This window comes from Hydrogenophaga sp., from assembly GCF_036675665.1.
Lineage (GTDB): Bacteria > Pseudomonadota > Gammaproteobacteria > Burkholderiales > Burkholderiaceae_C > Hydrogenophaga.
Map to the genome: position 1 here is coordinate 24,820 of NZ_JAKFEO010000010.1, position 21,357 is coordinate 46,176.

20 protein-coding genes and 1 tRNA gene are annotated in these 21,357 nt (G+C 65.0%); 16 read left to right on the top strand and 5 right to left on the bottom strand.

Going from position 1 to position 21,357, the window contains the following annotated elements:
- Positions 1-80: 80 nt before the first annotated feature.
- Positions 81-3,959, bottom strand: a complete 3,879-nt coding sequence (hrpA, locus tag V6M63_RS06280) for an ATP-dependent RNA helicase HrpA (RefSeq protein WP_442909552.1) — start codon at positions 3,957-3,959, stop codon at positions 81-83.
- A gap of 75 nt (positions 3,960-4,034) precedes the next feature.
- On the opposite strand from hrpA, the gene argA reads away from it, so the two are divergent.
- Entirely contained in the window at positions 4,035-5,375 is a 1,341-nt protein-coding gene (argA, locus tag V6M63_RS06285; protein ID WP_332740576.1) for an amino-acid N-acetyltransferase, read from the top strand.
- A gap of 17 nt (positions 5,376-5,392) precedes the next feature.
- On the opposite strand, the gene V6M63_RS06290 is transcribed toward argA, so the two are convergent.
- The gene (locus V6M63_RS06290; protein ID WP_332740578.1) at positions 5,393-5,917 is read right to left on the bottom strand and encodes a disulfide bond formation protein B; all 525 of its coding nucleotides are present in this window, start codon (positions 5,915-5,917) and stop codon (positions 5,393-5,395) included.
- A 51-nt stretch (positions 5,918-5,968) separates the two neighbouring features.
- Complete coding sequence (locus V6M63_RS06295; RefSeq protein ID WP_056274622.1) at positions 5,969-6,742, bottom strand: ferredoxin--NADP reductase; 774 nt, start codon at positions 6,740-6,742, stop codon at positions 5,969-5,971.
- Positions 6,743-6,987: 245 nt separating this feature from the next.
- Here V6M63_RS06295 and V6M63_RS06300 point away from each other — a divergent pair, with 245 nt between their 5' ends.
- Together V6M63_RS06300 and V6M63_RS06305 are read left to right on the top strand one after the other, a co-directional pair.
- Positions 6,988-7,263 carry an oxidative damage protection protein gene (locus V6M63_RS06300; protein ID WP_056274624.1) on the top strand — a complete coding sequence of 92 codons (276 nt, stop codon included), beginning with the start codon at positions 6,988-6,990 and terminating at the stop codon, positions 7,261-7,263.
- Between the two features lie 26 nt (positions 7,264-7,289).
- Positions 7,290-8,495 carry an FAD-dependent oxidoreductase gene (locus V6M63_RS06305; protein ID WP_332740583.1) on the top strand — a complete coding sequence of 402 codons (1,206 nt, stop codon included), beginning with the start codon at positions 7,290-7,292 and terminating at the stop codon, positions 8,493-8,495.
- Here V6M63_RS06305 and V6M63_RS06310 read toward each other — a convergent pair.
- Positions 8,482-9,282, bottom strand: a complete 801-nt coding sequence (locus V6M63_RS06310) for a hypothetical protein (RefSeq protein WP_332740585.1) — start codon at positions 9,280-9,282, stop codon at positions 8,482-8,484. The genes V6M63_RS06305 and V6M63_RS06310 overlap by 14 nt on opposite strands.
- Before the next feature lie 164 nt (positions 9,283-9,446).
- Here V6M63_RS06310 and V6M63_RS06315 point away from each other — a divergent pair, with 164 nt between their 5' ends.
- From V6M63_RS06315 to V6M63_RS06375, 13 genes are all read left to right on the top strand, one after another.
- Positions 9,447-10,238 (top strand): sulfite exporter TauE/SafE family protein, encoded by a 792-nt coding sequence (locus V6M63_RS06315; RefSeq protein ID WP_332740587.1) that lies wholly within the window; start codon positions 9,447-9,449, stop codon positions 10,236-10,238.
- Between the two features lie 22 nt (positions 10,239-10,260).
- The gene (locus V6M63_RS06320; RefSeq protein ID WP_332740589.1) at positions 10,261-12,036 is read left to right on the top strand and encodes a nitrite/sulfite reductase; all 1,776 of its coding nucleotides are present in this window, start codon (positions 10,261-10,263) and stop codon (positions 12,034-12,036) included.
- 11 nt (positions 12,037-12,047) lie between these two features.
- A complete protein-coding gene (locus tag V6M63_RS06325) occupies positions 12,048-12,437 on the top strand; it encodes a DUF934 domain-containing protein (RefSeq protein ID WP_332740591.1) in 390 nt (129 codons plus the stop codon).
- Between the two features lie 11 nt (positions 12,438-12,448).
- Positions 12,449-13,210: a phosphoadenylyl-sulfate reductase gene (locus tag V6M63_RS06330; protein ID WP_332740593.1), complete on the top strand. Its 762-nt coding sequence runs from the start codon at positions 12,449-12,451 to the stop codon at positions 13,208-13,210.
- Positions 13,207-14,166, top strand: coding sequence for a sulfate adenylyltransferase subunit CysD (cysD, locus tag V6M63_RS06335; RefSeq protein ID WP_056274640.1), 960 nt, complete (start codon positions 13,207-13,209; stop codon positions 14,164-14,166). Before V6M63_RS06330 ends, cysD begins: the two co-directional genes overlap by 4 nt.
- A 25-nt stretch (positions 14,167-14,191) precedes the next feature.
- Positions 14,192-15,514 (top strand): sulfate adenylyltransferase subunit 1, encoded by a 1,323-nt coding sequence (locus V6M63_RS06340; RefSeq protein WP_332740596.1) that lies wholly within the window; start codon positions 14,192-14,194, stop codon positions 15,512-15,514.
- Between the two features lie 122 nt (positions 15,515-15,636).
- Entirely contained in the window at positions 15,637-15,966 is a 330-nt protein-coding gene (gene fdxA, locus V6M63_RS06345) for a ferredoxin FdxA (RefSeq protein WP_159606196.1), read from the top strand.
- Positions 15,967-15,971: 5 nt separating this feature from the next.
- Positions 15,972-17,072, top strand: a complete 1,101-nt coding sequence (locus V6M63_RS06350; protein ID WP_332740600.1) for an NAD(P)/FAD-dependent oxidoreductase — start codon at positions 15,972-15,974, stop codon at positions 17,070-17,072.
- 72 nt (positions 17,073-17,144) lie between these two features.
- Positions 17,145-17,220 (top strand) — tRNA-Asn (locus V6M63_RS06355).
- Between the two features lie 64 nt (positions 17,221-17,284).
- Positions 17,285-17,635: a VanZ family protein gene (locus V6M63_RS06360; protein ID WP_332740602.1), complete on the top strand. Its 351-nt coding sequence runs from the start codon at positions 17,285-17,287 to the stop codon at positions 17,633-17,635.
- A gap of 21 nt (positions 17,636-17,656) precedes the next feature.
- Complete coding sequence (gene aat, locus V6M63_RS06365) at positions 17,657-18,427, top strand: leucyl/phenylalanyl-tRNA--protein transferase (RefSeq protein ID WP_332740604.1); 771 nt, start codon at positions 17,657-17,659, stop codon at positions 18,425-18,427.
- The gene (locus V6M63_RS06370; RefSeq protein ID WP_332740606.1) at positions 18,424-19,161 is read left to right on the top strand and encodes an arginyltransferase; all 738 of its coding nucleotides are present in this window, start codon (positions 18,424-18,426) and stop codon (positions 19,159-19,161) included. Before aat ends, V6M63_RS06370 begins: the two co-directional genes overlap by 4 nt.
- A gap of 67 nt (positions 19,162-19,228) precedes the next feature.
- Positions 19,229-20,026: an IclR family transcriptional regulator gene (locus V6M63_RS06375; protein ID WP_332740608.1), complete on the top strand. Its 798-nt coding sequence runs from the start codon at positions 19,229-19,231 to the stop codon at positions 20,024-20,026.
- 66 nt (positions 20,027-20,092) lie between these two features.
- Here the strand turns inward: V6M63_RS06375 and V6M63_RS06380 are convergent, their stop codons facing one another.
- Complete coding sequence (locus tag V6M63_RS06380; protein ID WP_332740610.1) at positions 20,093-21,277, bottom strand: serine hydrolase; 1,185 nt, start codon at positions 21,275-21,277, stop codon at positions 20,093-20,095.
- Positions 21,278-21,357: the final 80 nt, after the last annotated feature.

The window sequence follows — 21,357 nt, forward strand, 5'->3', positions numbered from 1 at the left end:
CCAAGGCGCACATGCCCCAGTCGACCAGGGGGACAAGCGGTTTTTTGCCTGTGCCCACCGCGCGCTGGGCGCAGAGCCACTCACAGATTGATTTGCGCCCAGGCCTTGTCCAGCCGTTTCACGCTGACCGGCTGTGGCGTGCGCAGCTCCTGCGCGAAGAAGCTCACCCGCAATTCCTCCAGCAGCCAGCGCAGTTCCTGCAGGCGCGCGTCCTGCACACCCTTGCGCTCGGCCACCAGGCGCCAGAAGCGCTGGTCTTGCGGGCGCAACTCGGCCAGCCTTGAAGCGTCGCGCGCCGGGTCGGCCCGCAGCTTGTCCAGCCGCAGCTGCACCGCCTTCAGGTAGCGCGGCAGGTGCTGCAGCTGAGCGTAGGGGGTGAGCAACAGGAAGCGCTTGGGCACCAGCCGAGCCAACTGCTGCCCCACATCGGTGGCCACATCGGCGGGTGGTTTGCTGTCCTTGAGCTTGCGCGCGGCGGCGGCGTATTCGGTGAGGATGGCGCCGGCGCTGCGCGCGATTTCGCTGGCAATCAGCGTGAGGCGCCCTCTTCCTTCTTCCACACGCTGCTTGAAGGCCGCCTCGTTGGTGGGCAGGGGCTCGGCCAGGAAGGCGCGGTCCAGCGCCAGTTCCAGGATCTGCGTGCGCAGTTCTTCCAGCGTGCCACCGCCGCCCGACTCCTTGCCCACCTGCATGTAGGCTGCGGCCATGGTCTGCAGGCCGGGCAGGTTCTTCTCCAGATACTTGAGCGCGTCGCGGATCTGCAGCGCACACAGGCGGCGCAGGCCCTCACGGTGTCGGACCTTGGCCACGTCCGGCTCGTCGAACACCTCCAGCCGGACCGCATCACCGTCGTCGATGAGCGCGGGAAAACCGATCAACGATTGCTGGCCTTTGCGGATCTCCATCAGCTCGGGCAGTTCGCCGAAGTCCCAGGTGGTGTGGCGTTGTGCCGCGCTCACCGCAGGCGTGGCGGGTGCTGCTTTGCCTGCAGCTTTGGCCAACTGCGCGGCAGGTCGCTGCTCCTGAACAGGCGCAGCCGGGCGCAGACTGTCCAGTTTGATGGAAGCCAGCGCCTGGAAAGCACCGCGCGCCTGGCTGCCCAGCTCGGCCTTGAGCGCGGCCAGACTGCGGCCCTGGCCCAGTTGACGGCCGTGTTCGTCCACCACACGCAGGTGCATGAAGTGGTGTGGGCTGAGCATGTCGACCTTGATGTCGTTGCGCTGGATGTCGAGCTGCGTGGCTTCGCGCACGAGTTTGAGCAGTGCGTCCATCAGGTTGCCCGCGCCAAACACCGCCGGTTCGCACAGCGTCTGTGCAAAGCGTTCGGCCGTGGCCGGCAAGGGCACCAGGCGCGAGCGCGGACGCTGGTGCAGCGTCTTGAGCAGCGCCAGCAGCTTGTCCTTGAGCATGCCGGGCACCAGCCAGTCGCAGCGGTCGTCGCTGGCCTGGTTCAGCGCAAAGATCGGCAGCGTCACCGACAGGCCATCGCGTGGGTCGCCCGGCACGTGCAGGTAGTCGCAGGCGCAGTCCACGCCGCCCAGGCGCAGGGTCTTGGGAAATGCCTGCGTGGTGATGCCCGCAGCCTCGTGGCGCATGAGCTCTTCGCGCGTGAGCAGCAGCAGTTTGGGGTTGCGCCGCACCTCGTCCTGGTACCAGCGCTCGAAGCTTGCACCGTTGCAGATGTGCGCGGGCAACTGCTGGTCGTAGAAGGCGTAGATCAGCTCGTCGTCGACCAGCACGTCCTGCCGGCGCGACTTGTGTTCCAGCTCGGTCACCTGCTGCACCAGCTTCTGGTTGGCGGCCAGGAACGGCAGACGCGTCTCCCATTCGCCCGCCACGAGCGCTTCGCGAATGAAGATCGCCCGTGCGCCCACCGGGTCCACGCGGCCGTAGTCGGTGCGCCGGTTGTTGTAGACCACCAGGCCGTAGAGCGTGGCACGCTCCAGCGCCGTCACCTGGGCCGACTTCTTTTCCCAATGCGGATCGAGCAGCTGCTTTTTGAGCAGGTGCGAGCCCACTTGCTCCAGCCACAGCGGCTCGATGCCGGCGATGCCACGGCCAAACAGGCGGGTGGTCTCCACCAGCTCGGCACAGACAATCCAGCGCCCGGGCTTCTTGCTCAGGTTAGCGCCCGGGTGGCGGTAGAACTTGATGCCGCGCGCGCCCAGGTACCAGTCTTCCGCCTCGCTCTTCTGGCCCACGTTGCCCAGCAGGCCGGCCAGCATGGCCAGGTGCAGCTGCTCGTAGCTCGCGGGCTGGGTGTTGATCTGCCACTTGTGCTCGGCCACCACGGTGTGCAGCTGGGTATGGATGTCGCGCCATTCACGCACCCGGCGCACGTTGACGAAGTTCTCGCGCAGCAGGTTCTCGTACTGACGGTGGCTGAGCTTGTGGTCCTTGCCATGGCCGCCTTTCGTGTCTTCAAGCCATTTCCAGAGCTTGAGCGTGCCGCTGAATTCGCTCTTCTCGTCGTCGAACTTGGCATGCGCCTGGTCGGCCTGGGCCTGCTTGTCCAGCGGTCGGTCGCGCACGTCCTGCACGCTCAGGGCCGAGGCGATCACCATCACCTCGTCGAGCGCGCCGCGCTGCTGCGCCTCCAGGATCATGCGTCCCACGCGCGGGTCCAGCGGCAGGCGCGAGAGTGTCTGGCCGATGGGTGTGAGTTCGTTGTCGTCGTCCACCGCACCGAGTTCGGCCAACAGCTGATAGCCATCGACGATGGCACGTTTCTGCGGTGCTTCGATGAAGGCGAAGTCTTCCACCGCGCCCAGGCGCAGCGCCTTCATGCGCAAGATCACGCCGGCGAGCGAGCTGCGCAGGATCTCGGGGTCGGTGAATTTCGGGCGGCCGTTGAAACCGGCCTCGTCGTACAGGCGGATGCAGATGCCGTCGGCCACGCGGCCGCAGCGCCCGGCGCGCTGGTTGGCCGCGGCCTGGCTGATGGGCTCCACCATGAGCTGCTCCACCTTTTGGCGGAAGCTGTAGCGCTTCACCCGCGCGTTGCCGGCGTCGACCACGTAGCGGATGCCGGGCACGGTGAGCGAGGTCTCGGCCACGTTGGTGGAGAGCACGATGCGCCGCCCGCTGTGGTCCTGGAAGATGCGGTCCTGCTCGGCCTGCGACAGGCGCGCAAACAGCGGCAGCACCTCGGCGTTGCGCAGCGTGGGGATGTGGCTCAGGTGCTTGCGCAGGTGGTCGGCCGCCTCACGGATCTCGCGCTCACCGGGCAGGAACACCAGGATGTCGCCCCCCTGGGGACCGCGCCACAGTTCATCCACCGCATCGGTGATGGCGCTGTTGAGGTCGTAGTCGCGGCTCTCTTCGAACGGACGCCAGCGCACTTCCACCGGAAAGGTGCGCCCCGACACCATGAGCACCGGCGCGGGGCCCTTCTTCGACGCGAAATACTGCGCGAAGCGGTCGGCGTCGATCGTGGCCGAGGTCACGACCACCTTGAGGTCGGGTCGGCGCGGCAGCAGCTGGCGCAGGTAACCGAGCAGGAAGTCGATGTTGAGGCTGCGCTCGTGTGCCTCGTCGATGATGATGGTGTCGTAGGCGCGCAGGTCGGGATCGGTCTGTGTCTCGGCCAGCAAAATGCCATCGGTCATGAGCTTGACGGACGCGTCCTTCGAGAGCCGGTCCTGAAAGCGCACCTTGAAGCCGACCACGTCGCCCAGCGGGGTCTTCAATTCTTCGGCAATGCGCTTGGCCACACTGGAAGCGGCGATGCGCCGCGGCTGCGTGTGGCCGATCATCTGGCCGCGTTGCCCGGGTTTGGCGTTGCACTTGCCTCTGCCCATGGCCAGCGCAATCTTCGGAATCTGCGTGGTCTTGCCGGAGCCGGTTTCACCGCACACGATGACCACCTGGTGCTCCCGCATGGCCTCCTCGATCTCGTGGCGGCGGGCCGAGACGGGCAGCGTCTCCGGGAATTCGATGTGCAGCGGTGTGGAGGACAAGTGGAGAACTTCGGTCAGAATCGGGCAGCCGGCCATTATCCGCGCCCGGCCCACCGCCTGCCCGCCATCCGCCCCATGTCCACTGTCTTCAACTTCACCTTCGTTCCCTGGTTCCGTTCGGTCGCGCCCTACATCCACAAGCACCGGGGCAACACCATCGTGGTCGGCATCGCGGGCGAAGCCATCGCGGCCGGCAAGCTGGAGAAGCTGGCGCAAGACCTCGCGCTGATCCAGAGCATGGGCGTGGAGATCGTGCTGGTGCACGGTTTTCGCCCGCAGGTCAACGAACAACTGCGACTGAAAGGCCATGAGGCGAAGTACTCGCATGGCATGCGCATCACCGACGAGGTGGCGCTGGACTGCGCGCAGGAAGCCGCCGGCCAGCTGCGCTACGAGATCGAGGCGGCCTTCAGTCAGGGCCTGCCCAACACGCCCATGGCCGGCGCCACCGTGCGCGTGATCTCGGGCAACTTCATCACCGCGCGGCCCGTGGGCCTGATGGACGGGGTGGATTTCCTGCACTCGGGTCTGGTGCGCAAGATCGACACCGAGGGCATCCAGCGCACGCTCGACATGGGCGCCATGGTGTTGCTCTCGCCCTTCGGTTTCTCGCCCACCGGTGAGGCCTTCAACCTGACCATGGAAGACGTGGCGACCTCGGTGGCCGTGGCGCTGCAGGCCGACAAGCTGATGTTCCTGACCGAGGTGCCCGGCATTCGCGTCGACCAGGCCGACCCGGAAAGCGACATCGACACCGAACTGCCGCTGGCCGACGCGAAGAAGATGCTGGCCGCCCTGCCCGCACCCACGCAACCGACCGACACCGCGTTCTACCTGCAGCACTGCATCCGCGCCTGCGAAGGCGGCGTGGAGCGCAGCCACATCCTGCCGTTCTCTGTGGATGGCGCACTGCTGCTGGAGATCTACACCCACGACGGCATCGGCACCATGATCGTGGACGAAAAGCTGGAGAGCGTGCGCGAAGCCACCATGGACGACGTGAGCGGCATCGTGGCACTGATCGAGCCGTTCGAGAAGGACGGCACACTGGTCAAGCGCGACCGCACCGAGATCGAACGCGACGCCGGCAACTACACCATCATCGAGCACGACGGCGTGATCTTCGGCTGCGCCGCGCTCTACCCCTACCCGGAAGCGCGCACCGGCGAGATGGCCGCCCTCACTGTGTCACCCGATACGCAGAGCCAGGGCGACGGTGAACGGCTGCTCAAACGCATCGAGGTGAGGGCCAAGGCCCAAGGCCTGCAGAGCATCTTCGTGCTCACCACGCGCACCATGCACTGGTTCATCAAACGCGGCTTCGTGCAGGTCAACGCGGACTGGCTGCCCGAGGCCCGCAAGCGAAAGTACAACTGGGATCGAAAGAGCCAGGTGCTGGTGAAGAAGCTGGGCTGAACCCCAGCGCGCCACCTTCAGGCGGGGGTGCGCTTGACCCAGAGCACGACTGCCGCCAGTGCAATCGCGGTGAAGCTGAGGAACGACCAGTTGGCGATCGACAAGCCCAGAAAGGTCCAGTCGATCACCGAGCAGTCGCCACTGCCGCGGAAGATCATGGGAATGGCGCGGCGCAGCGGAAACGACTCGATCATTCCGAAGAAGTCGCGTCCGCAGCTCAGGACCTCCGGCGGATTCCATTGCAGCCAGCTCTGGCGAGCAGCCACGAACGCCCCGAAAACGGCGAGCACACCCATCTTGATGATGCCGCCCAGCAGCCAGAAGCGGCTGCGAAGAAACGCCGTGACCCCGGCCACCAGCGCCACCCCGATCAGCGCGTAGCGCTGCACGATGCACATCGGGCATGGCTCAAGACCCACCACGTGCTGCAGGTAGAGGCCAAAAGCCAGCATGCCGATGCACACCAGAGCAATCAGGCCCAGAAGCTGGCGGGGGTTGCGTTCGAGAAAGGAAGGCCGGGCGGTCGGGATGGTGGTGATCAAGGGAGACCCTGTGGTTGAACGGTGCTTCGGAACAGAGCGCTCACAGACCGCTCAAGTTCCTGCGAACGCACGCTCGATCACGAAAGCGCCCGGCCGGCTGGTGTTGCCTTCTTCGAAGCCCAGCTTTTCAGCCAGCGCCTTGAGATCACGCAGCATCTCGGGGCTGCCGCAGATCATGATCCGGTCTTCCGCCGGGTTCAGCATGGGGATGCCCAGGTCCTTGGCGACCCGGCCTTCGGCCAGCAGTTGCGGGATGCGGCCCTGATGCACGAAGGGCTCGCGGGTGACCGTGGGGTAGTACAGCAGCTTCTGCTGCACCATCTCACCCAGGAATTCGTCGTGGCGCAGCGCATCGCTGAGGTACTCGCGGTAGGCCAGTTCCTTGACCTGGCGCACGCCATGGATCAGCACCACCTGCTCGTAGCGCTCGTAGGTCTCCGGATCGCGGATGACGCTGAGGAACGGTGCCAGCCCGGTGCCGGTGGCCAGCAGGTACAGGCGCTTGCCGGGCAGCAGGTAGTCGATCAGCAGGGTACCGGTGGGCTTGCGGCCCACGATGATGGTGTCGCCCACCTGGATGTGTTGCAGTCGCGAGGTCAGCGGACCGTCGGGCACCTTGATGCTCAGGAACTCGAGGTGATCGGCGTAGTTGGGGCTGACGATGCTGTAGGCACGCAGCAACGGCTTGCCATCAACACGCAGGCCGATCATGGTGAAGTGGCCATTGGAAAACCGCAGCGACGCGTCGCGCGTGGTGGTGAAGCTGAACAGCCGGTCGGTCCAATGGTGAACGCTGAGCACGCGCTCTTCCTGAAATGCACTCATGAGGGGTCCTGTGAAGGCGAAGATGTCTATTGTAAAAAGGCGTCGTGGCAACAAGGCCACCATGGACTTGCGCACCAGAGATCATGCAGACTGCAGCCCTGATGACTTTGCGGTCGATCAAAGGTTGCTACAGTCGCCTTCTGCCGCACGAAGCCGCATCATGCCGGCCTTCGCAAGACACTGGAACGAATAAATTCTTCCATTCGTTATAACCAAATCATCTGACCCACACCAAGGACACCCCCATGGCACGCACCGTCAACTGCATCAAGCTCGGCAAAGAGGCCGAAGGCCTGGACTTTCCGCCCTACCCTGGCGAGCTGGGCAAACGCATCTATGAAAGCGTGAGCAAGGAAGCCTGGGCCGCCTGGCTCAAGCACCAGACCATGCTGCTGAACGAAAACCGCCTGAACCTGGCCGATGCGCGCGCCCGCCAGTACCTCGCGCGCCAAATGGAAAAGCACTTCTTCGGCGAAGGCGCCGACGCCGCCGCCGGCTACGTGCCGCCACCTTCGGCCTGATCCGCGCAACCCACGCACCCCCGCCCGTGTCTGACGCTCGACGCCATGCCTTGGTGATCGGCGCTGGTCTGGCTGGCGCGGCGGCCTGCTCCACGCTGGCTCGACGTGGCTGGCGCATCACGTTGCTGGATGCGGCTGGCGGACCAGCCAGCGGCGCATCGGGCCTGCCGGTGGGCATGCTCAGCCCCCACGTCACACGCTCACCCACACCGCTGTCGCGCCTGTCGGCCCTGGGCGTGACCGACACCCTGGCCGAGCTGCGGCGTCTGGTGCCAGAAGGATCGGGCTGGCAAGCCTGTGAGGTCGACAACCTGGCCCACGATCCTGGCCGCTGGCCCGCCGCCCTGGTGCGTCCTTCCGCATTGGTGCAGGCCTGGCTGAATGAGGCGACGGGCCTCGACGCGCTGACCTGTCTCTGGAGCGCACACGTCCACCGGCTGAGTCTCGACACGAGCCGCGACCCGTCTTCCCCCGCGGTCTGGCAAGCCTGGGACGCAGAAGGTCACCCGCTGGCCGACGCACCGGTGGTGATCGTCGCGGCGGCACTGGGCAGCTTGAGCTTGCTCGCGGGCGGTTCGGGTCAACTGTCAGGCGGTGATTTGCCGCTGCGCCCGGTGCAGGGACAAATGAGCCTCGCAGCGCTGGAAGGCCCTGCCCTGGCCGAGCGGCCTCAGCGCAACGACGGCGTGTTCGTGCCGCGGTACCAGGACAGTGGCCTGCCGCCTCAGTGGCCCGACACGATCTGGACCATGGGCTCGACCTATGAACGCGGCCTGACCCACACCGACGTGAACGCTGAGGCCCATGAGCGCAATGCCCGAAGCCTGCACGCCATCCAGCCGGCGGCCGCCGACCGTCTTCGATCCACTCTGGCCCAAGGCCGGTTGCTGGGTTGGGCGCAGGTGCGTTGTGCCTCGCTGGACCGGCTTCCCCTGGTGGGCGCGGCGCCCGACACCGCCGCGCTTCGCGACCTCATGGCATCGGGGCGCGGGCAACGTGTTCGTGTGCAACTGGCAGATGTTCCCCGCTGGCCGGGTCTCCATCTGCTCAGCGCCATGGGCTCGCGCGGCCTCACCCTGGCCCATTGGTGCGCAGAGCAACTGGCCACGCAACTGGCGGGTGAAGCCACACCGGTCGAACAGGGTTTGCTGGAGGCACTGGACCCAGCGCGGTTTGCCCTCAGAAACGCCCGCCGTCAGGGCGCCGCACAGGAACGGGCTACAGCAGGTTGAGCCAGACCGAGATTTCGGGCGGCTGAATTGGGCGCGCCAACAAGGCCGAGACGCCCGCGCGCTGGGCATGGCGTCGCACGCGGCGCCGACTCCACCATCCGGCCGATGGACCCGCAAGCTCGCTGGTGGCCAGGGTCAGGGCCTTGGGGTTGTGCTCGGCAAACAGCCGCATCAACAGCCAGACATCCAGTTGGGGATCGTCCAGATTGAAGACACCGCAGACATAGTCACTGCGGGCAATGATCGCAATCGCGGCTTCGGTGGTGGTGACCTCGTCCACCTGCGCCACGCCGGCCAGGGCCAGGCGGGTTCGCAGATAGGTGCGCTCCTGCTCGTCGGCACCGGCCACCAAGGCACGGCGCACCCCGATGACGTCTTCACCAAACGCCACGTCGAGCGGTGCAGGGGCGGTCACATCCAGATCGAGCAGACCGGAGTCGGCCTGCTTGGCCGCATAAACCGCATCCAGATCGTTCAGCACGGCGGCCCAGTCGATTGGCCGGTTCATGACGCGCCACGCATGGTCTGGTGCATCCCGGCCGACCCAGATCAGGCGCTGCCCCGTCGGCATTTCCTTGGCGTGCGACAACACCGCCTCGGCACTCTCCCCATCCACCAGAGCCACTTCAGACACCCCCTTGGGCGCGGCCACACCAGGGGCGGTCAAGGGAACGTAGGGGGCATACGACAGATCCCGGGACTGGGAAAGGCGGAACACGGTGTTCAAGGCGTGTCGCTCCACGTCGGAGAAACCCACCACGCTGACCAGAACACGCTGTTTTTGCATGGCGGCGATGTTACGTCAGCGCCTCTGCGCGCCGCAGCGCGCGCGTCAGCCCGTGGGGACCGACGTGCAAAGCCACACGCTCGGACTTCTATATTCACCTGAGGCATACCCCCATAAAGAAAAAATCGTTTGGGATATAAGCCCGGCTCCGTAAAGTCGCGCCCATGCCTGACATCGCCATCATCCTGGCCGGATTTGCCGTGGGACTCATCGTGGGTCTCACGGGTGTGGGTGGCGGTTCGCTCATGACGCCCATCCTCATCTTCTTCTTCGGCGTCAAACCGTACCTCGCGGTCGGCACCGACCTGCTGTTTGCGGCCTTCACCAAGATGGGCGGCACCGTCAACCTGGCGCGCCAGAAGCTCGTGCCATGGCGCGTGGTGGGACAGCTTTGCGCGGGCAGCATCCCCGCCGCGCTGATCACCCTGGGCGCCCTGCACCAGTTGGGCCCCGCCAGCCCCCTGGTGCAATCGCTCATGACCAACACCCTGGGCATGGCGCTGCTGCTCACCGCCGCCGCCATGCTCTACAAGGCCGCGCGCGGCAAGCAGTTGCCACGAACCCTGGCCGCAGGTCAGTTGGAAGCCGCGACACACGCTCGCCACTGGAGCCTGCCGGTGCTGTTTGGCGCAGTCATCGGCACGCTGGTCACGCTCACCTCGGTCGGCGCCGGTGCCATCGGCGTGTCGGTGCTGTTGCTGCTGTTTCCGCTGCTGCCCCTGCCGCGCATCGTCGCCGCCGACATCGCCTACGCCGTGCCCCTCACGCTGGTGGCCGGCCTGGGTCACGCCAGCATGGGCTCGGTCGACTGGCCGCTGCTGGGCAAGCTGCTCGCGGGCTCGCTGCCCGGTATCTGGCTCGGCACCCGTCTGATGCGCCACACGCCCGAGCGCCTGGTGCGCTCTGCGCTCTCGGTGTTGCTGGCCTACGCCGGCATGAAACTGATCGCCCTCTGATTCTTACTGCCCCACGACGACGATGTACCAATATTCCGACTTTGACCGCCAGTTCGTGCAATTGCGCGCCGACCAGTACCGCGACCAGCTTACCCGCTGGCAAGCCGGCACGCTGGGCGACGACGAGTTCAAGCCGCTGCGTCTGCAGAACGGCTGGTACGTGCAGCGCTTCGCACCCATGCTGCGCGTGGCCGTGCCCTACGGCGAGATCAACAGCGCACAGCTCAAGGTGCTCGCAAAGATCGCGCGCGACTTCGACCACAAGGAGGACCACGACGTCTCCAAAGCCAACGCCGGCCTCTCCGAAGTGCCCACGCTGCCCGACCGTTGCGGCCACTTCTCCACGCGCCAGAACGTGCAATACAACTGGATCCCGCTCGCACGATCGGCCGACGTGATGGACCTGCTGGCCAGCGTGAACCTGCACGGCATCCAGACCAGCGGCAACTGCATCCGCAACATCACCACCGACGCGCTGGCCGGCATCGCGGTCGACGAAGTCGCCGACCCGCGCCCGTTTGCCGAAATCATGCGCCAGTGGAGCACGCTGCACCCCGAGTTCGCCTTCCTGCCGCGCAAGTTCAAGGTGGCCATCACCGGTGCGCGCGAAGATCGCGCCGCCACCGCCTGGCACGACGTGGGCCTGCGCCTGCTGCGCAACGTGGACGGCGAACTGGGCTTCCAGGTGCGCGTGGGTGGCGGCATGGGCCGCACGCCCATCATCGGCAGCGTGATCCGCGAGTTCCTGCCCTGGAACCAGATCCTCAACTACCTCGAAGCCGTGGTGCGCGCCTACAACCGCTTCGGCCGCCGCGACAACATCTACAAGGCCCGCATCAAGATCCTGGTGAAGGCCGAAGGCCAGGCCTTCAACGACCAGGTGGAGGCCGAGTACCGCGACATCATCGAAAAAGACGGTGCGCCCCACACCATCAGCCAGGCCGAGTTCGACCGCGTGAGCGCCTTCTTCGTGCCGCCGCAACTCAATTGCGACCGCAAGAGCGCCGACGCCAAGATCGCGCACATCCTCAAGGCCGCGGCCGAGGACGACATGGAGTTCAGCCGCTGGCTCACGCAGAACGTGAAGCCGCACCAGAACCCCGACCTGCGCGCGGTCACGCTGTCGTTCAAGCGCTTGGGCCAGGCGCCCGGCGACGCCACCGCAGACCAGCTGGACCGCGCTGCCGACCTGGCCGAGCGTTTCTCGGCTGGCGAAGCCCGCGTGACGCACGAGCAAAACCTGCTGCTGCCCTGGGTGCGTTGCGACCAACTGCCCGAACTCTGGCGCGAAGCCCGCCGCCTGGGCCTGGCCAAGCCCAACATCGGGCTGCTGACCGACATGATCGCCTGCCCCGGCGGCGATTTCTGCGACCTGGCCAACGCGCGCTCCCTCCCTTTGGCGCAAGCGATCCTGGGCCGCTACAAAGACCTCGACGAGCTGCACGACCTGGGCGAGATCGACCTGCACATCAGCGGGTGCATCAATTCCTGCGGTCACCACCACAGCGGACACATCGGCATCCTCGGCGTCGACAAGGACGGCCAGGAGTGGTATCAGGTCACGCTCGGTGGCTCGGACGGCACGCGCCTGTCGGGCGAGGCCACGCCGGGCAAGGTGATCGGCCCCTCGTTCGCCGCGAGCGAAGTGCCTGACGTGATCGAAGCCTTGCTCGACACCTACCGCACCCAGCGCGTGAGCGGCGAGACCTTCGTGGCCACACTGCGACGTACTGGTGCCGACCCCTTCAAGAGCGCAGCCAACGCTGTGCGCACGAGCACGGCCCGCGTCACCGCCTGAGGACAGACACCATGAGCCAGACCCTTCAACTCTTCAGCGCAGGCGCCTTCACGCCCACCGAATCCGAGGCACAGCGCCTGTCGCTCGCCAACGACACAGACCCACGCGAAGCCGACCTCTCCGGCATCACCGTGATCGAACTGCACTTTCCCAAGTTCAGCGATGGCCGCGCCTTCAGCCAGGCCTTCCTGCTGCACCGCCGCCTGGGCTTTACCGGTCAGATCCGCGCCACCGGCGACGTGCTGATCGACCAGCTCGTGCAGATGCAGCGCAGCGGCTTCACGCAGGCCGTGCTGCGCGCTGACCAGAACCTGGCGCACGGCCAGGCGCTGCTGGCGCACTACCCCGCCTTCTACCAAGGCGATGCGGTGCACACCGCACCCCACTTTGCCGCTGCGTGAGGACTGCCTTCATGAAAGCCCTCGACCTCTACAACAAGCCCTCCAGCGACTTTGCCGCCAAGGTGGAGCGCAGCATCGCACTGCTGAGGGAAACCTCGGCCACCCACCCCAGGCTGACCCAGGCTTCCAGCCTCGGCGCTGAAGACATGGTGGTCACCCACCTGATGCACCTGGCCGGCATCGATGCCAGCGTCTTCGTGCTGGAAACCGGCAAGCTGCACGCCGAGACGCTCGCCATGATCCCGAAGATCGAGCAGCGTTACGGCATCAGCGTGCAGGTGTTCCGCCCGAAGCAGGAGTCGGTCATCCACTTCGTTCGCAAGAACGGTGAAGAGGCGATGTACCAGAGCATCGAACTGCGCAAGGCCTGCTGTGACATCCGCAAGATGGAGCCGCTCGCTCGCGCCCTCGCCGGCCACGATGGCTGGATCACCGGTCTGCGCCGCGAGCAGTCGAATGCACGCGCCGAAGTGGGCGAGGTCATTCAAGAACCAGGCCGCATCAAGGTCAGCCCCATCGTCGAATGGACCTGGGGCGACGTGTGGCACTTCATTGCCCAGCACCAGCTTGACACCAACGCGCTGCACGACCAGTTCTATCCCAGCATAGGTTGCGCGCCCTGCACCCGTGCCATCAGCGTCGGCGAGGACTTTCGCGCCGGCCGCTGGTGGTGGGAACAGGAAAGCGCCAAGGAATGCGGCCTGCATGTGCAGCCCGCCACGTCCTCACTTGTTTCTCCCCTCGTGTCCTCACTCGAACGGACCCCCTCATGAACGCCCGCACCGAATCCGCCGTGATCCAGACCGCCCTGCAGCACGCCAGCGACCACCACCTGAGCAACGCCCACCTGGATGCACTGGAAGAAGAAACCATCTTCATCCTGCGGGAGGTCGCGGCCGCCTTCGAGCGCCCGACGCTGCTGTTCTCTGGCGGCAAGGACTCGTTGGTCATGCTCAAGTGCGCCGAGAAGGCGTTCGGCGCGGGACGCATCCCGTACCCACTGTTGATGATCGACACCGGTCACAACTTTCCCGAGGTGACCGACTTCCGCGATCAGCGTGCGAAGGAACTGGGCGCAGAACTCATCGTGCGCAGCGTCGAAGACTCCATGGCGCGCGGCACCGTGCGCCTGGCGCACCCGGGCGAGAGCCGCAACGTGCACCAGTCGGTCACGCTGCTTGAAGCCATCGAAGAGTTTCGCTTTGACGCGCTGATTGGTGGCGCTCGCCGCGACGAGGAAAAGGCCCGCGCCAAAGAGCGCATTTTTTCCCACCGCGACAGCTTCGGCCAGTGGCAACCCAAGGCCCAGCGTCCCGAGCTCTGGACCCTGTTCAACACCCGGTTGCAGCCCGGCGAGCACTTTCGCGTGTTCCCGATCAGCAACTGGACCGAACTCGACGTGTGGCAGTACATCGCCCGCGAAAACATCGCCCTGCCCTCGATCTACTACACGCACCAGCGCGAGGTGGTCGACCGCCGCGGCCTGCTGGTGCCGGTGACCGAACTCACACCACCGCGCGACGGTGAAACCGTGCAGGTGCGCGACGTGCGATTCCGCACCGTGGGCGACATCACCTGCACCTGCCCGGTGGAGAGCCTGGCCGCCACGGCCGACGACATCGTGATCGAGACGCTGGCCGCCGAGGTCAGCGAGCGCGGTGCCACGCGCATGGACGACAAGACCTCCGACGCCTCGATGGAAAAACGCAAAAAAGATGGCTATTTCTGAAGCCGCGCCGACACAGGACACCGACATGACCACACTCGCTCCCCAGGCCACCGCGCCACAAATCGCCACAGGCCCCATCGACACGCGTTCGGCCCTGCGCCTCATCACCTGCGGCAGCGTGGACGACGGCAAGAGCACGCTGATCGGCCGCCTGCTGGTCGACAGCAAGGCCGTGCTTCAAGACCACCTGGCCGGTGTGCAGCGCCACGGCCAGACCGACCTCGCCCTGCTGACCGACGGCCTGTCGGCCGAGCGCGAACAAGGCATCACCATCGACGTGGCCTACCGCTACTTCAGCACCGAGGCGCGCAAGTTCATCATCGGTGATGCGCCGGGCCACGAGCAGTACACCCGCAACATGGTCACGGCCGCATCCAGCGCCGACGCCGCCGTGGTGCTGGTCGACGCCACCAAGCTGGCCTGGGCCGACGCCGCGCTCAAGCTGCTGCCCCAGACCCGCCGCCACAGCCTGCTGCTCAAGCTGCTGCGCGTGCCCTCGGTGGTGTTTGCCATCAACAAACTCGACGCGGTGGAGGACAGCAAGCTCGCCTTCGAACACATCGGCGCCGCGCTGCGCGAATTCGCCGCGCTGGCCGGCATCCCGGTCACCGCTGTGGTGCCCATCTCGGCACTCAAGGGCTGGAACGTCGTCGACGCCAGCGAACAGGCGGGCTGGTGCGGCTACAGCGGCCCCACGCTGCTCGAGATTCTTGAAGGCCTGCCCGTGACACCGGCAGACAGCACGCTGCCTTTCGCCTTTGCCGTGCAATGGGTGGAGAAATTCAGCAGCTCCGCCGACACCTCACAAGGCCGTCGCGTGTTCTGGGGCCGCGTGGCCACCGGAGGCGTGCAGCCAGGCCAGAGCGTGCGCATCATGCCCAACGGCCAGACCGCCGTGGTGGCCCAGGTGCTCAACCACGTGCGCCAACCGCAGGCCGTGCTCGCGGGCCACAGCGCGGGCATCGTGCTCGACCGCGAGGTCGATGTCTCGCGCGGTGACTGGCTGCTGGCCGATGGCGAAGGCGAGGCTTTGAGCGGCAGCCGCGAGATCCGCGCCACCGTGGCCTGGCTCGACGACGAAACCCTGGTGCCCGGCCGCGTGTACTGGGCGCTGCACGGACATCGCTGGGTCAAGGCCAAGATCAAGCGCATCGTGCACCGGCTCGACATCCACACCCTGGCAGAAGAAGACGCCAACCAGCTGGAACCCAACGCCATTGGCCACATCGAACTGACACTGCAGGAACCACTGGCCACGCTGCCTTTTGCGCAATCGCGGGCCTTGGGTTCGTTGGTGCTGGTGGACACCGCGAGCCACCGCACGGCGGGGGCCTTGCTGGTTCAGTGACCCCTCGCGGGCCGACTACTCGGCCCGCATCCGCTTAACTTGTGTCACGGCAAGGGCCATGGCCCAGCCCGTCCCTGCCGGAAACCCTAAAATCACGGCTTCCACCGATTCCCAAGACCACCATGACTCACGTTGTCACCGAAGCCTGCATCCGTTGCAAATACACCGACTGTGTGGACGTCTGCCCCGTGGATTGCTTCCGCGAAGGCCCCAACTTCCTCACCATCGACCCGGACGAGTGCATCGACTGCGCGGTCTGCATTCCTGAATGCCCGGTGAGCGCGATCTACGCCGAAGAAGACCTGCCCAAAGATCAGTTGCACATGACCAAGCTCAACGCCGATCTGGCACAGTTGCCTGGCTGGAAGAGCATCACCAAGCGCAAGGCCCCCCTGGCCGACGCCGACGACTGGAAAGACCGCACCGGCAAACTTCCCGAGTTGCTGCGCTGATCGGCATGGAGCCGGACCTGAACACGGCGGCCAGGACGACCGCTGCCGTGCGCGAAGGGTTCATCGAAACCGACGCAGTCGTCATCGGAGCCGGCCCCGTCGGTCTGTTCCAGGTATTCGAGCTGGGCTTGCTGGAGATCAAGGCCCACGTGATCGACGCCCTGCCCTACCCGGGTGGGCAGCCGGCCGAGCTCTACCCCGACAAGCCGATCTACGACATCCCGGCCATTCCGGTGTGCACAGGCCAGGAACTGGTCAACAACCTGCTCAAGCAGATCGAGCCCTTCGGCGCGACCTTCCACCTGGGGCAGGAAGTCACCACGGTTGAACAGCAGGATGACGGCCGCTTCTCAATAGCCACCTCCCGTGGCACACGGTTTCTCACCAAGACGCTTTTCATCGCCGCAGGCGTCGGGGCGTTCCAACCTCGTGCTCTCAAGCTCGACGGGCTCGATGCATTTGAAGGAAGACAACTCTTCTACCGAGTCAAGAACCCCGACGAGTTTGCTGGCCAGAACATCGTGATCGTGGGCGGCGGTGATGCGGCGCTGGAGTGGGCCACGACCTTCGCCGCACAGGGTCCCAACCACGCCAGGAGCGTGACCTTGATCCACCGTCGCGATGGCTTCCAGGCTGCTGCTGCGAGCATCGCCCGCATGCGTGAATGCTGCGAGCGTCGCGAGATGCGGTTCATGGTCGGTCAACCCACCGGCATCGAATCCAACGGTGATCGCCTCACGGCCGTGCAGATCACCGACCCGCAAGCCGTGACCCACTCCGTACCGCTCGACGTGTTGCTGGTCTTCTTCGGCCTCTCGCCCAAGCTCGGCCCCATCGCCGAATGGGGGCTGGACATCGAACGCAAACAACTCCAGGTGGACACCGAGAAGTTCTCCACCAGCGTGCCGGGTATCTTCGCCGTGGGCGACATCAACACCTATCCCGGCAAGAAGAAGCTCATCCTCTCGGGCTTTCACGAAGCCACCCTCGCAGCCTTTGGCGCGGCACCCTTCATCTTCCCCGACAGGAAGGTGATGCTTCAATACACAACCACGAGCACCAAACTGCACAAGGTGCTCGGTGTGGCATCACCCATGTTCGATTGAACAGGACAAATTTTCGACAAAATCTGCGTCGTGTCAGAAATCGAAAAATTCAACGCTATAATTTGAGGCTGTTCCCTGATAGCTCAGTTGGTAGAGCGACGGACTGTTAATCCGCAGGTCCCTGGTTCGAGTCCAGGTCGGGGAGCCACCCAACATCCACTCAAAGGCCTTCTTGCGAAGGCCTTTGTTGTTTCTGCAAGCCCATGCCTGCCATGAACCCACGACTGATCAGAGCCATTTTCTGGTGCAGCGCCATCGTGCTGGCCATTGCCTCTCTTGTGCCCTTGGGTTTGTTGCCGCGCGAAGCCGCAACGATCTGGGACAAGGGCCAGCATGCCTTCGGGTTTGCCTGGTTGGCGTTGGTGGGCCTGCTGGCATACGGCCGCAGACCTTGGCCGATGCTCGCGGGGCTGGTTGTGTATGGCGGTGTCATCGAGCTGTTGCAGGCCGCCACCGGTTGGCGCTACGGCGAGTGGCTGGATTTTCTGGCCGATGCCATCGGCATCTTCATCGGCGCGGCCCTGTGGCAGGGTCTGAGGCGCCTCGCAACACCGCAAAACTGAGGCCAGCCGCACAATAGCGGCATGTCGCACGCCCCACCCAATCGCGCCCTGCCCTGGCTGGAACCTGGGCAACCGTTTCCTCCGGTGGAGACAGCGTGGGGCTCAGGCGATCCAGCGCCTGGCCTGTTGGCTGCTGGTGGCGTGCTCGATGTGCCGTCCCTCATTGCGGCCTACTCGCGGGGCATCTTTCCCTGGTTCAGCGCCGGACAGCCCATTCTGTGGTGGAGCACCGATCCCCGCATGGTGCTGGAGACTCAGGCTTTTCGCCTGCACCGGTCGCTGCGCAAGACCATCCAGAAAATGCGCCTCGAAGGCCGTATGGAGATTCGCTTCGACCACGGTTTCGAGCGTGTGATCCGGGCCTGCGCCAGCACGCCGCGGGATGGTCAGGATGGAACCTGGATCCTGCCGGCCATGGTGCAGGCCTATACCCGATTGCACCATGCGGGCATCGCGCACAGTGTGGAGACTTGGATCGATGGCGAACTCGCCGGTGGCCTGTACTGCATCAACCTGGGCGGCATGATCTATGGCGAATCCATGTTCAGCCGGCAAAGCGATGCCTCCAAGATCGCGCTCGCCGCACTGGTGGCCTTCTGCCGGGCCAAGGACTTGCCACTGATCGATTGCCAGCAGAACACGCCACACTTGGCCAGCCTCGGGGGGCGATTGATGTCTCGAGTGGCCTTCTGCCGACACGTCAGCGAGGCCATGTCGCGCCCTGCGCCAAGGTGGGAATTCCTCCCCATATACTGGCAAAACGTCATCCCTGAACAACGTCGGCACGCGTGACACACCTCAAAGAACTCCCGCTCCAGGCGCTGCAGTTTTACGCCACAGCGCCCTACCCGTGCAGCTATCTGCCGGGGCATCAAGCCAGATCACAGGTGGCCACGCCCAGCCACCTCATCCACAACGACGCCTACTCCGATCTGGTCACGCACGGCTTTCGTCGCAGCGGCATGTTCACCTACCGCCCGTACTGCGATGGTTGCCAGGCCTGCGTGCCACTGCGCGTGCCCGTGGCGGGCTTCAAGCCCAGCCGCAGCCAGCGTCGCTCCCACGCGCAGCATGCCCATCTGCAAAGCCGTGTGCTCAAGCTGTGTTTCGTGCCGGAGCACTACCAGCTTTACTTGCGATACCAGAACAGTCGCCACGCCGGTGGCGGCATGGACCACGACAGCATCGACCAGTACACCCAGTTCCTGCTGCAGAGCCGGGTCAACTCGCGCTTGATCGAGTTCCACGAGCCGGGCATGGATGGGCAGCCATCGCGCCTGAAGATGGTGTCCATCGTCGATGTGCTCAACGACGGCTTGTCGGCGGTCTACACCTTCTACGAGCCCGATGACAAGGCCAGCTACGGCACCTACAGCGTGCTCTGGCAGATCGAGCAGGCGAAGGCGTTGGACCTGCCGCACATCTACTTGGGCTACTGGATCGCCCAGAGCAGCAAGATGAGCTACAAGGCGGGCTTTCAACCACACGAGTTGTTGCTCGATGGTCGATGGGTCCCGGGCGCTTGAGACCGAATGACGCACGCACCACACGGCACCTGATTTCATCTCGTAAAATTTCGGTCACACTCGTGCCATGACCAAACGCTCCGACTCCCTCCCCGCCACGCCCACGGTTCAGGTCATTGAACGCATGTTCAACCTGCTCGAAGTGCTTGCCTCCAAAGAAGAGCCGGTGTCGCTCAAGGAGATCAGCGAAAAGACGGGATTGCACCCGTCCACGGCGCACCGCATTCTCAACGACCTCACCATCGGACGCTTTGTTGACCGCCCCGAAGCGGGCAGCTACCGGCTGGGCATGAGGCTGCTGGAATTGGGCAACCTGGTGAAAGCCCGACTGAGCGTGCGCGACGCAGCCTTGCTGCCCATGCGCGAATTGCACAAGCAGATCCAGCAACCGGTCAATCTGAGCGTGCGCCAAGGCGACGAGATCGTGTATGTCGAGCGCGCCTACAGCGAGCGCTCGGGCATGCAGGTGGTGCGAGCGATTGGCGGCCGCGCGCCACTGCACCTCACGTCGGTGGGCAAGCTCTTCCTCGCCGATGACGAGCCACAACGTGTCAGGGCCTACGCCACGCGCACGGGGCTGGCCGGCAACACGCGCAACAGCCTGACCCAGTTGCCCAGCCTGGAACGCGAGCTGGCGCAATGCCGCCAGGCCGGCGTGGCGCGCGACAACGAAGAACTGGAATTGGGCGTGCGCTGCATGGCCGCCGGCATCTATGACGACCAGAACAAATTGGTGGCCGGACTGTCGATTTCCGCACCGGCGGATCGGATTGACGAAAGCTGGCTTCCCAAACTCAGGACCACGGCAGCGGAAATATCGTCGGCCCTGGGATGTTCACGACCGGCGGCCTCCGCAGGACGATGAGCCCAGTGGTGTCAATGAAAAACGGTCCTGCAAGGACCGTTTTTCATCACTCGGGCGACCCCCGATTCAACCCTGCGGGCGCGCGGCCATCATCGGGCGAGGCGTTGTTTCAGTCTGTAATTCCACCCAACGCCGCACGCGCTCCGCGTCCTGCATGCGGCTCAGTTTGCCAGCCGAGTCCAGGAACACCATGATCAACTGGCGACCCGCCACCTTCGCCTGCATCACCAGGCAGCGACCTGCTTCAGAGATGTAGCCCGTCTTTTGCAGGCCGATCTCCCAGTCCGGGTTCTTGATCAGGCGATTCGAATTGTTGTAGTGCAGCGTGCGGCGGCCCAACTCGATCTCATGGCCAGGCGAGGTGGACAGGCTGCGCAGAATGGGCCGCTCATAAGCCACCGACACCAGCGTGGCAAGATCGCGCGCGCTGGACTGGTTCAGGCTGGACAGCCCCGTGGGTTCGACGTAGCGGGTGTCGCTCATGCCGAGTTGCCGTGCCTTGCTGTTCATCAGTCGGACAAACTCGCTCAAGCCGCCTGGGTAGGTGCGTCCGAGGGCATTCGCCGCGCGATTTTCGCTGGACATCAGTGCCAGATGCATCATTTCGCCACGCGACAACGTGCTTCCCACGGCCAGCCGCGAACTGCTGCCCTTGTAGGTGTCCACATCGTCCTGGGTGATGGTGATCAACTCGTTCATGTCCAGATTTGCGTCGGCGATCACCAGACCGGTCATGAGTTTGGTCAAGGAGGCGATGGGCAGCACGGCTGCGTCGTTCTTGCTGAACAGGACCTCATTGGTTTCCTGATCGATCACCAACGCCACGCTGGAGTTGAGTTCCAGGCGATCATCGCTGCCACGCAGGCCCAACTGCTCCCCCATGGACAGCCGCGCTGGTGCGACCACCCGCACCACGGCAGTCTTGTAGGACTTGCTGGCTGCGTTGCGGGAGGTCACCTGACGGGCTGTGGGCTTCTTGCCCGACGCGATCTGAACCTTGACTCGGGATGCCCCGCTTTTCGCCGCGACCACCTTCTTTGGCTTGGCTGTCGCCAGCTTGCGGGTGGGTGCTTGGGCCGACACAGCTTTTCGCTTGGTCGCGACTTTGGCCGACGCTGCTTTTGAGGTCTTGCCGACCTTGGCCGTGCTGGAAGCCGCGTTCACCACCAAGGGCAATGCGCACACGCCCATCCAGGCGGCCACCGTGGCTGCAAAGATCAGTTTTCGAATGCGGAAAACGCCTAGGCTCATGACTTCACTCCAGCACAGGGATTGCGCTGGAGTGAAGTATAGGCACACGCAAAAAAACTAGCAATATCAATTGCTTGGGA

Coding starts and splice junctions, on each gene's coding strand:
- V6M63_RS06360 (WP_332740602.1), top strand. CDS start 17,285: ATGAACCCACGACTGATCAGAGCCATTTTCTGGTGCAGCGCCATCGTG.
- V6M63_RS06310 (WP_332740585.1), bottom strand. CDS start 9,282: ATGCAAAAACAGCGTGTTCTGGTCAGCGTGGTGGGTTTCTCCGACGTG.
- cysD (WP_056274640.1), top strand. CDS start 13,207: ATGAACGCCCGCACCGAATCCGCCGTGATCCAGACCGCCCTGCAGCAC.
- V6M63_RS06325 (WP_332740591.1), top strand. CDS start 12,048: ATGAGCCAGACCCTTCAACTCTTCAGCGCAGGCGCCTTCACGCCCACC.
- V6M63_RS06300 (WP_056274624.1), top strand. CDS start 6,988: ATGGCACGCACCGTCAACTGCATCAAGCTCGGCAAAGAGGCCGAAGGC.
- V6M63_RS06350 (WP_332740600.1), top strand. CDS start 15,972: ATGGAGCCGGACCTGAACACGGCGGCCAGGACGACCGCTGCCGTGCGC.
- argA (WP_332740576.1), top strand. CDS start 4,035: ATGTCCACTGTCTTCAACTTCACCTTCGTTCCCTGGTTCCGTTCGGTC.
- V6M63_RS06315 (WP_332740587.1), top strand. CDS start 9,447: ATGCCTGACATCGCCATCATCCTGGCCGGATTTGCCGTGGGACTCATC.
- V6M63_RS06320 (WP_332740589.1), top strand. CDS start 10,261: ATGTACCAATATTCCGACTTTGACCGCCAGTTCGTGCAATTGCGCGCC.
- V6M63_RS06380 (WP_332740610.1), bottom strand. CDS start 21,277: ATGAGCCTAGGCGTTTTCCGCATTCGAAAACTGATCTTTGCAGCCACG.
- V6M63_RS06295 (WP_056274622.1), bottom strand. CDS start 6,742: ATGAGTGCATTTCAGGAAGAGCGCGTGCTCAGCGTTCACCATTGGACC.
- V6M63_RS06375 (WP_332740608.1), top strand. CDS start 19,229: ATGACCAAACGCTCCGACTCCCTCCCCGCCACGCCCACGGTTCAGGTC.
- fdxA (WP_159606196.1), top strand. CDS start 15,637: ATGACTCACGTTGTCACCGAAGCCTGCATCCGTTGCAAATACACCGAC.
- V6M63_RS06340 (WP_332740596.1), top strand. CDS start 14,192: ATGACCACACTCGCTCCCCAGGCCACCGCGCCACAAATCGCCACAGGC.
- aat (WP_332740604.1), top strand. CDS start 17,657: ATGTCGCACGCCCCACCCAATCGCGCCCTGCCCTGGCTGGAACCTGGG.
- V6M63_RS06330 (WP_332740593.1), top strand. CDS start 12,449: ATGAAAGCCCTCGACCTCTACAACAAGCCCTCCAGCGACTTTGCCGCC.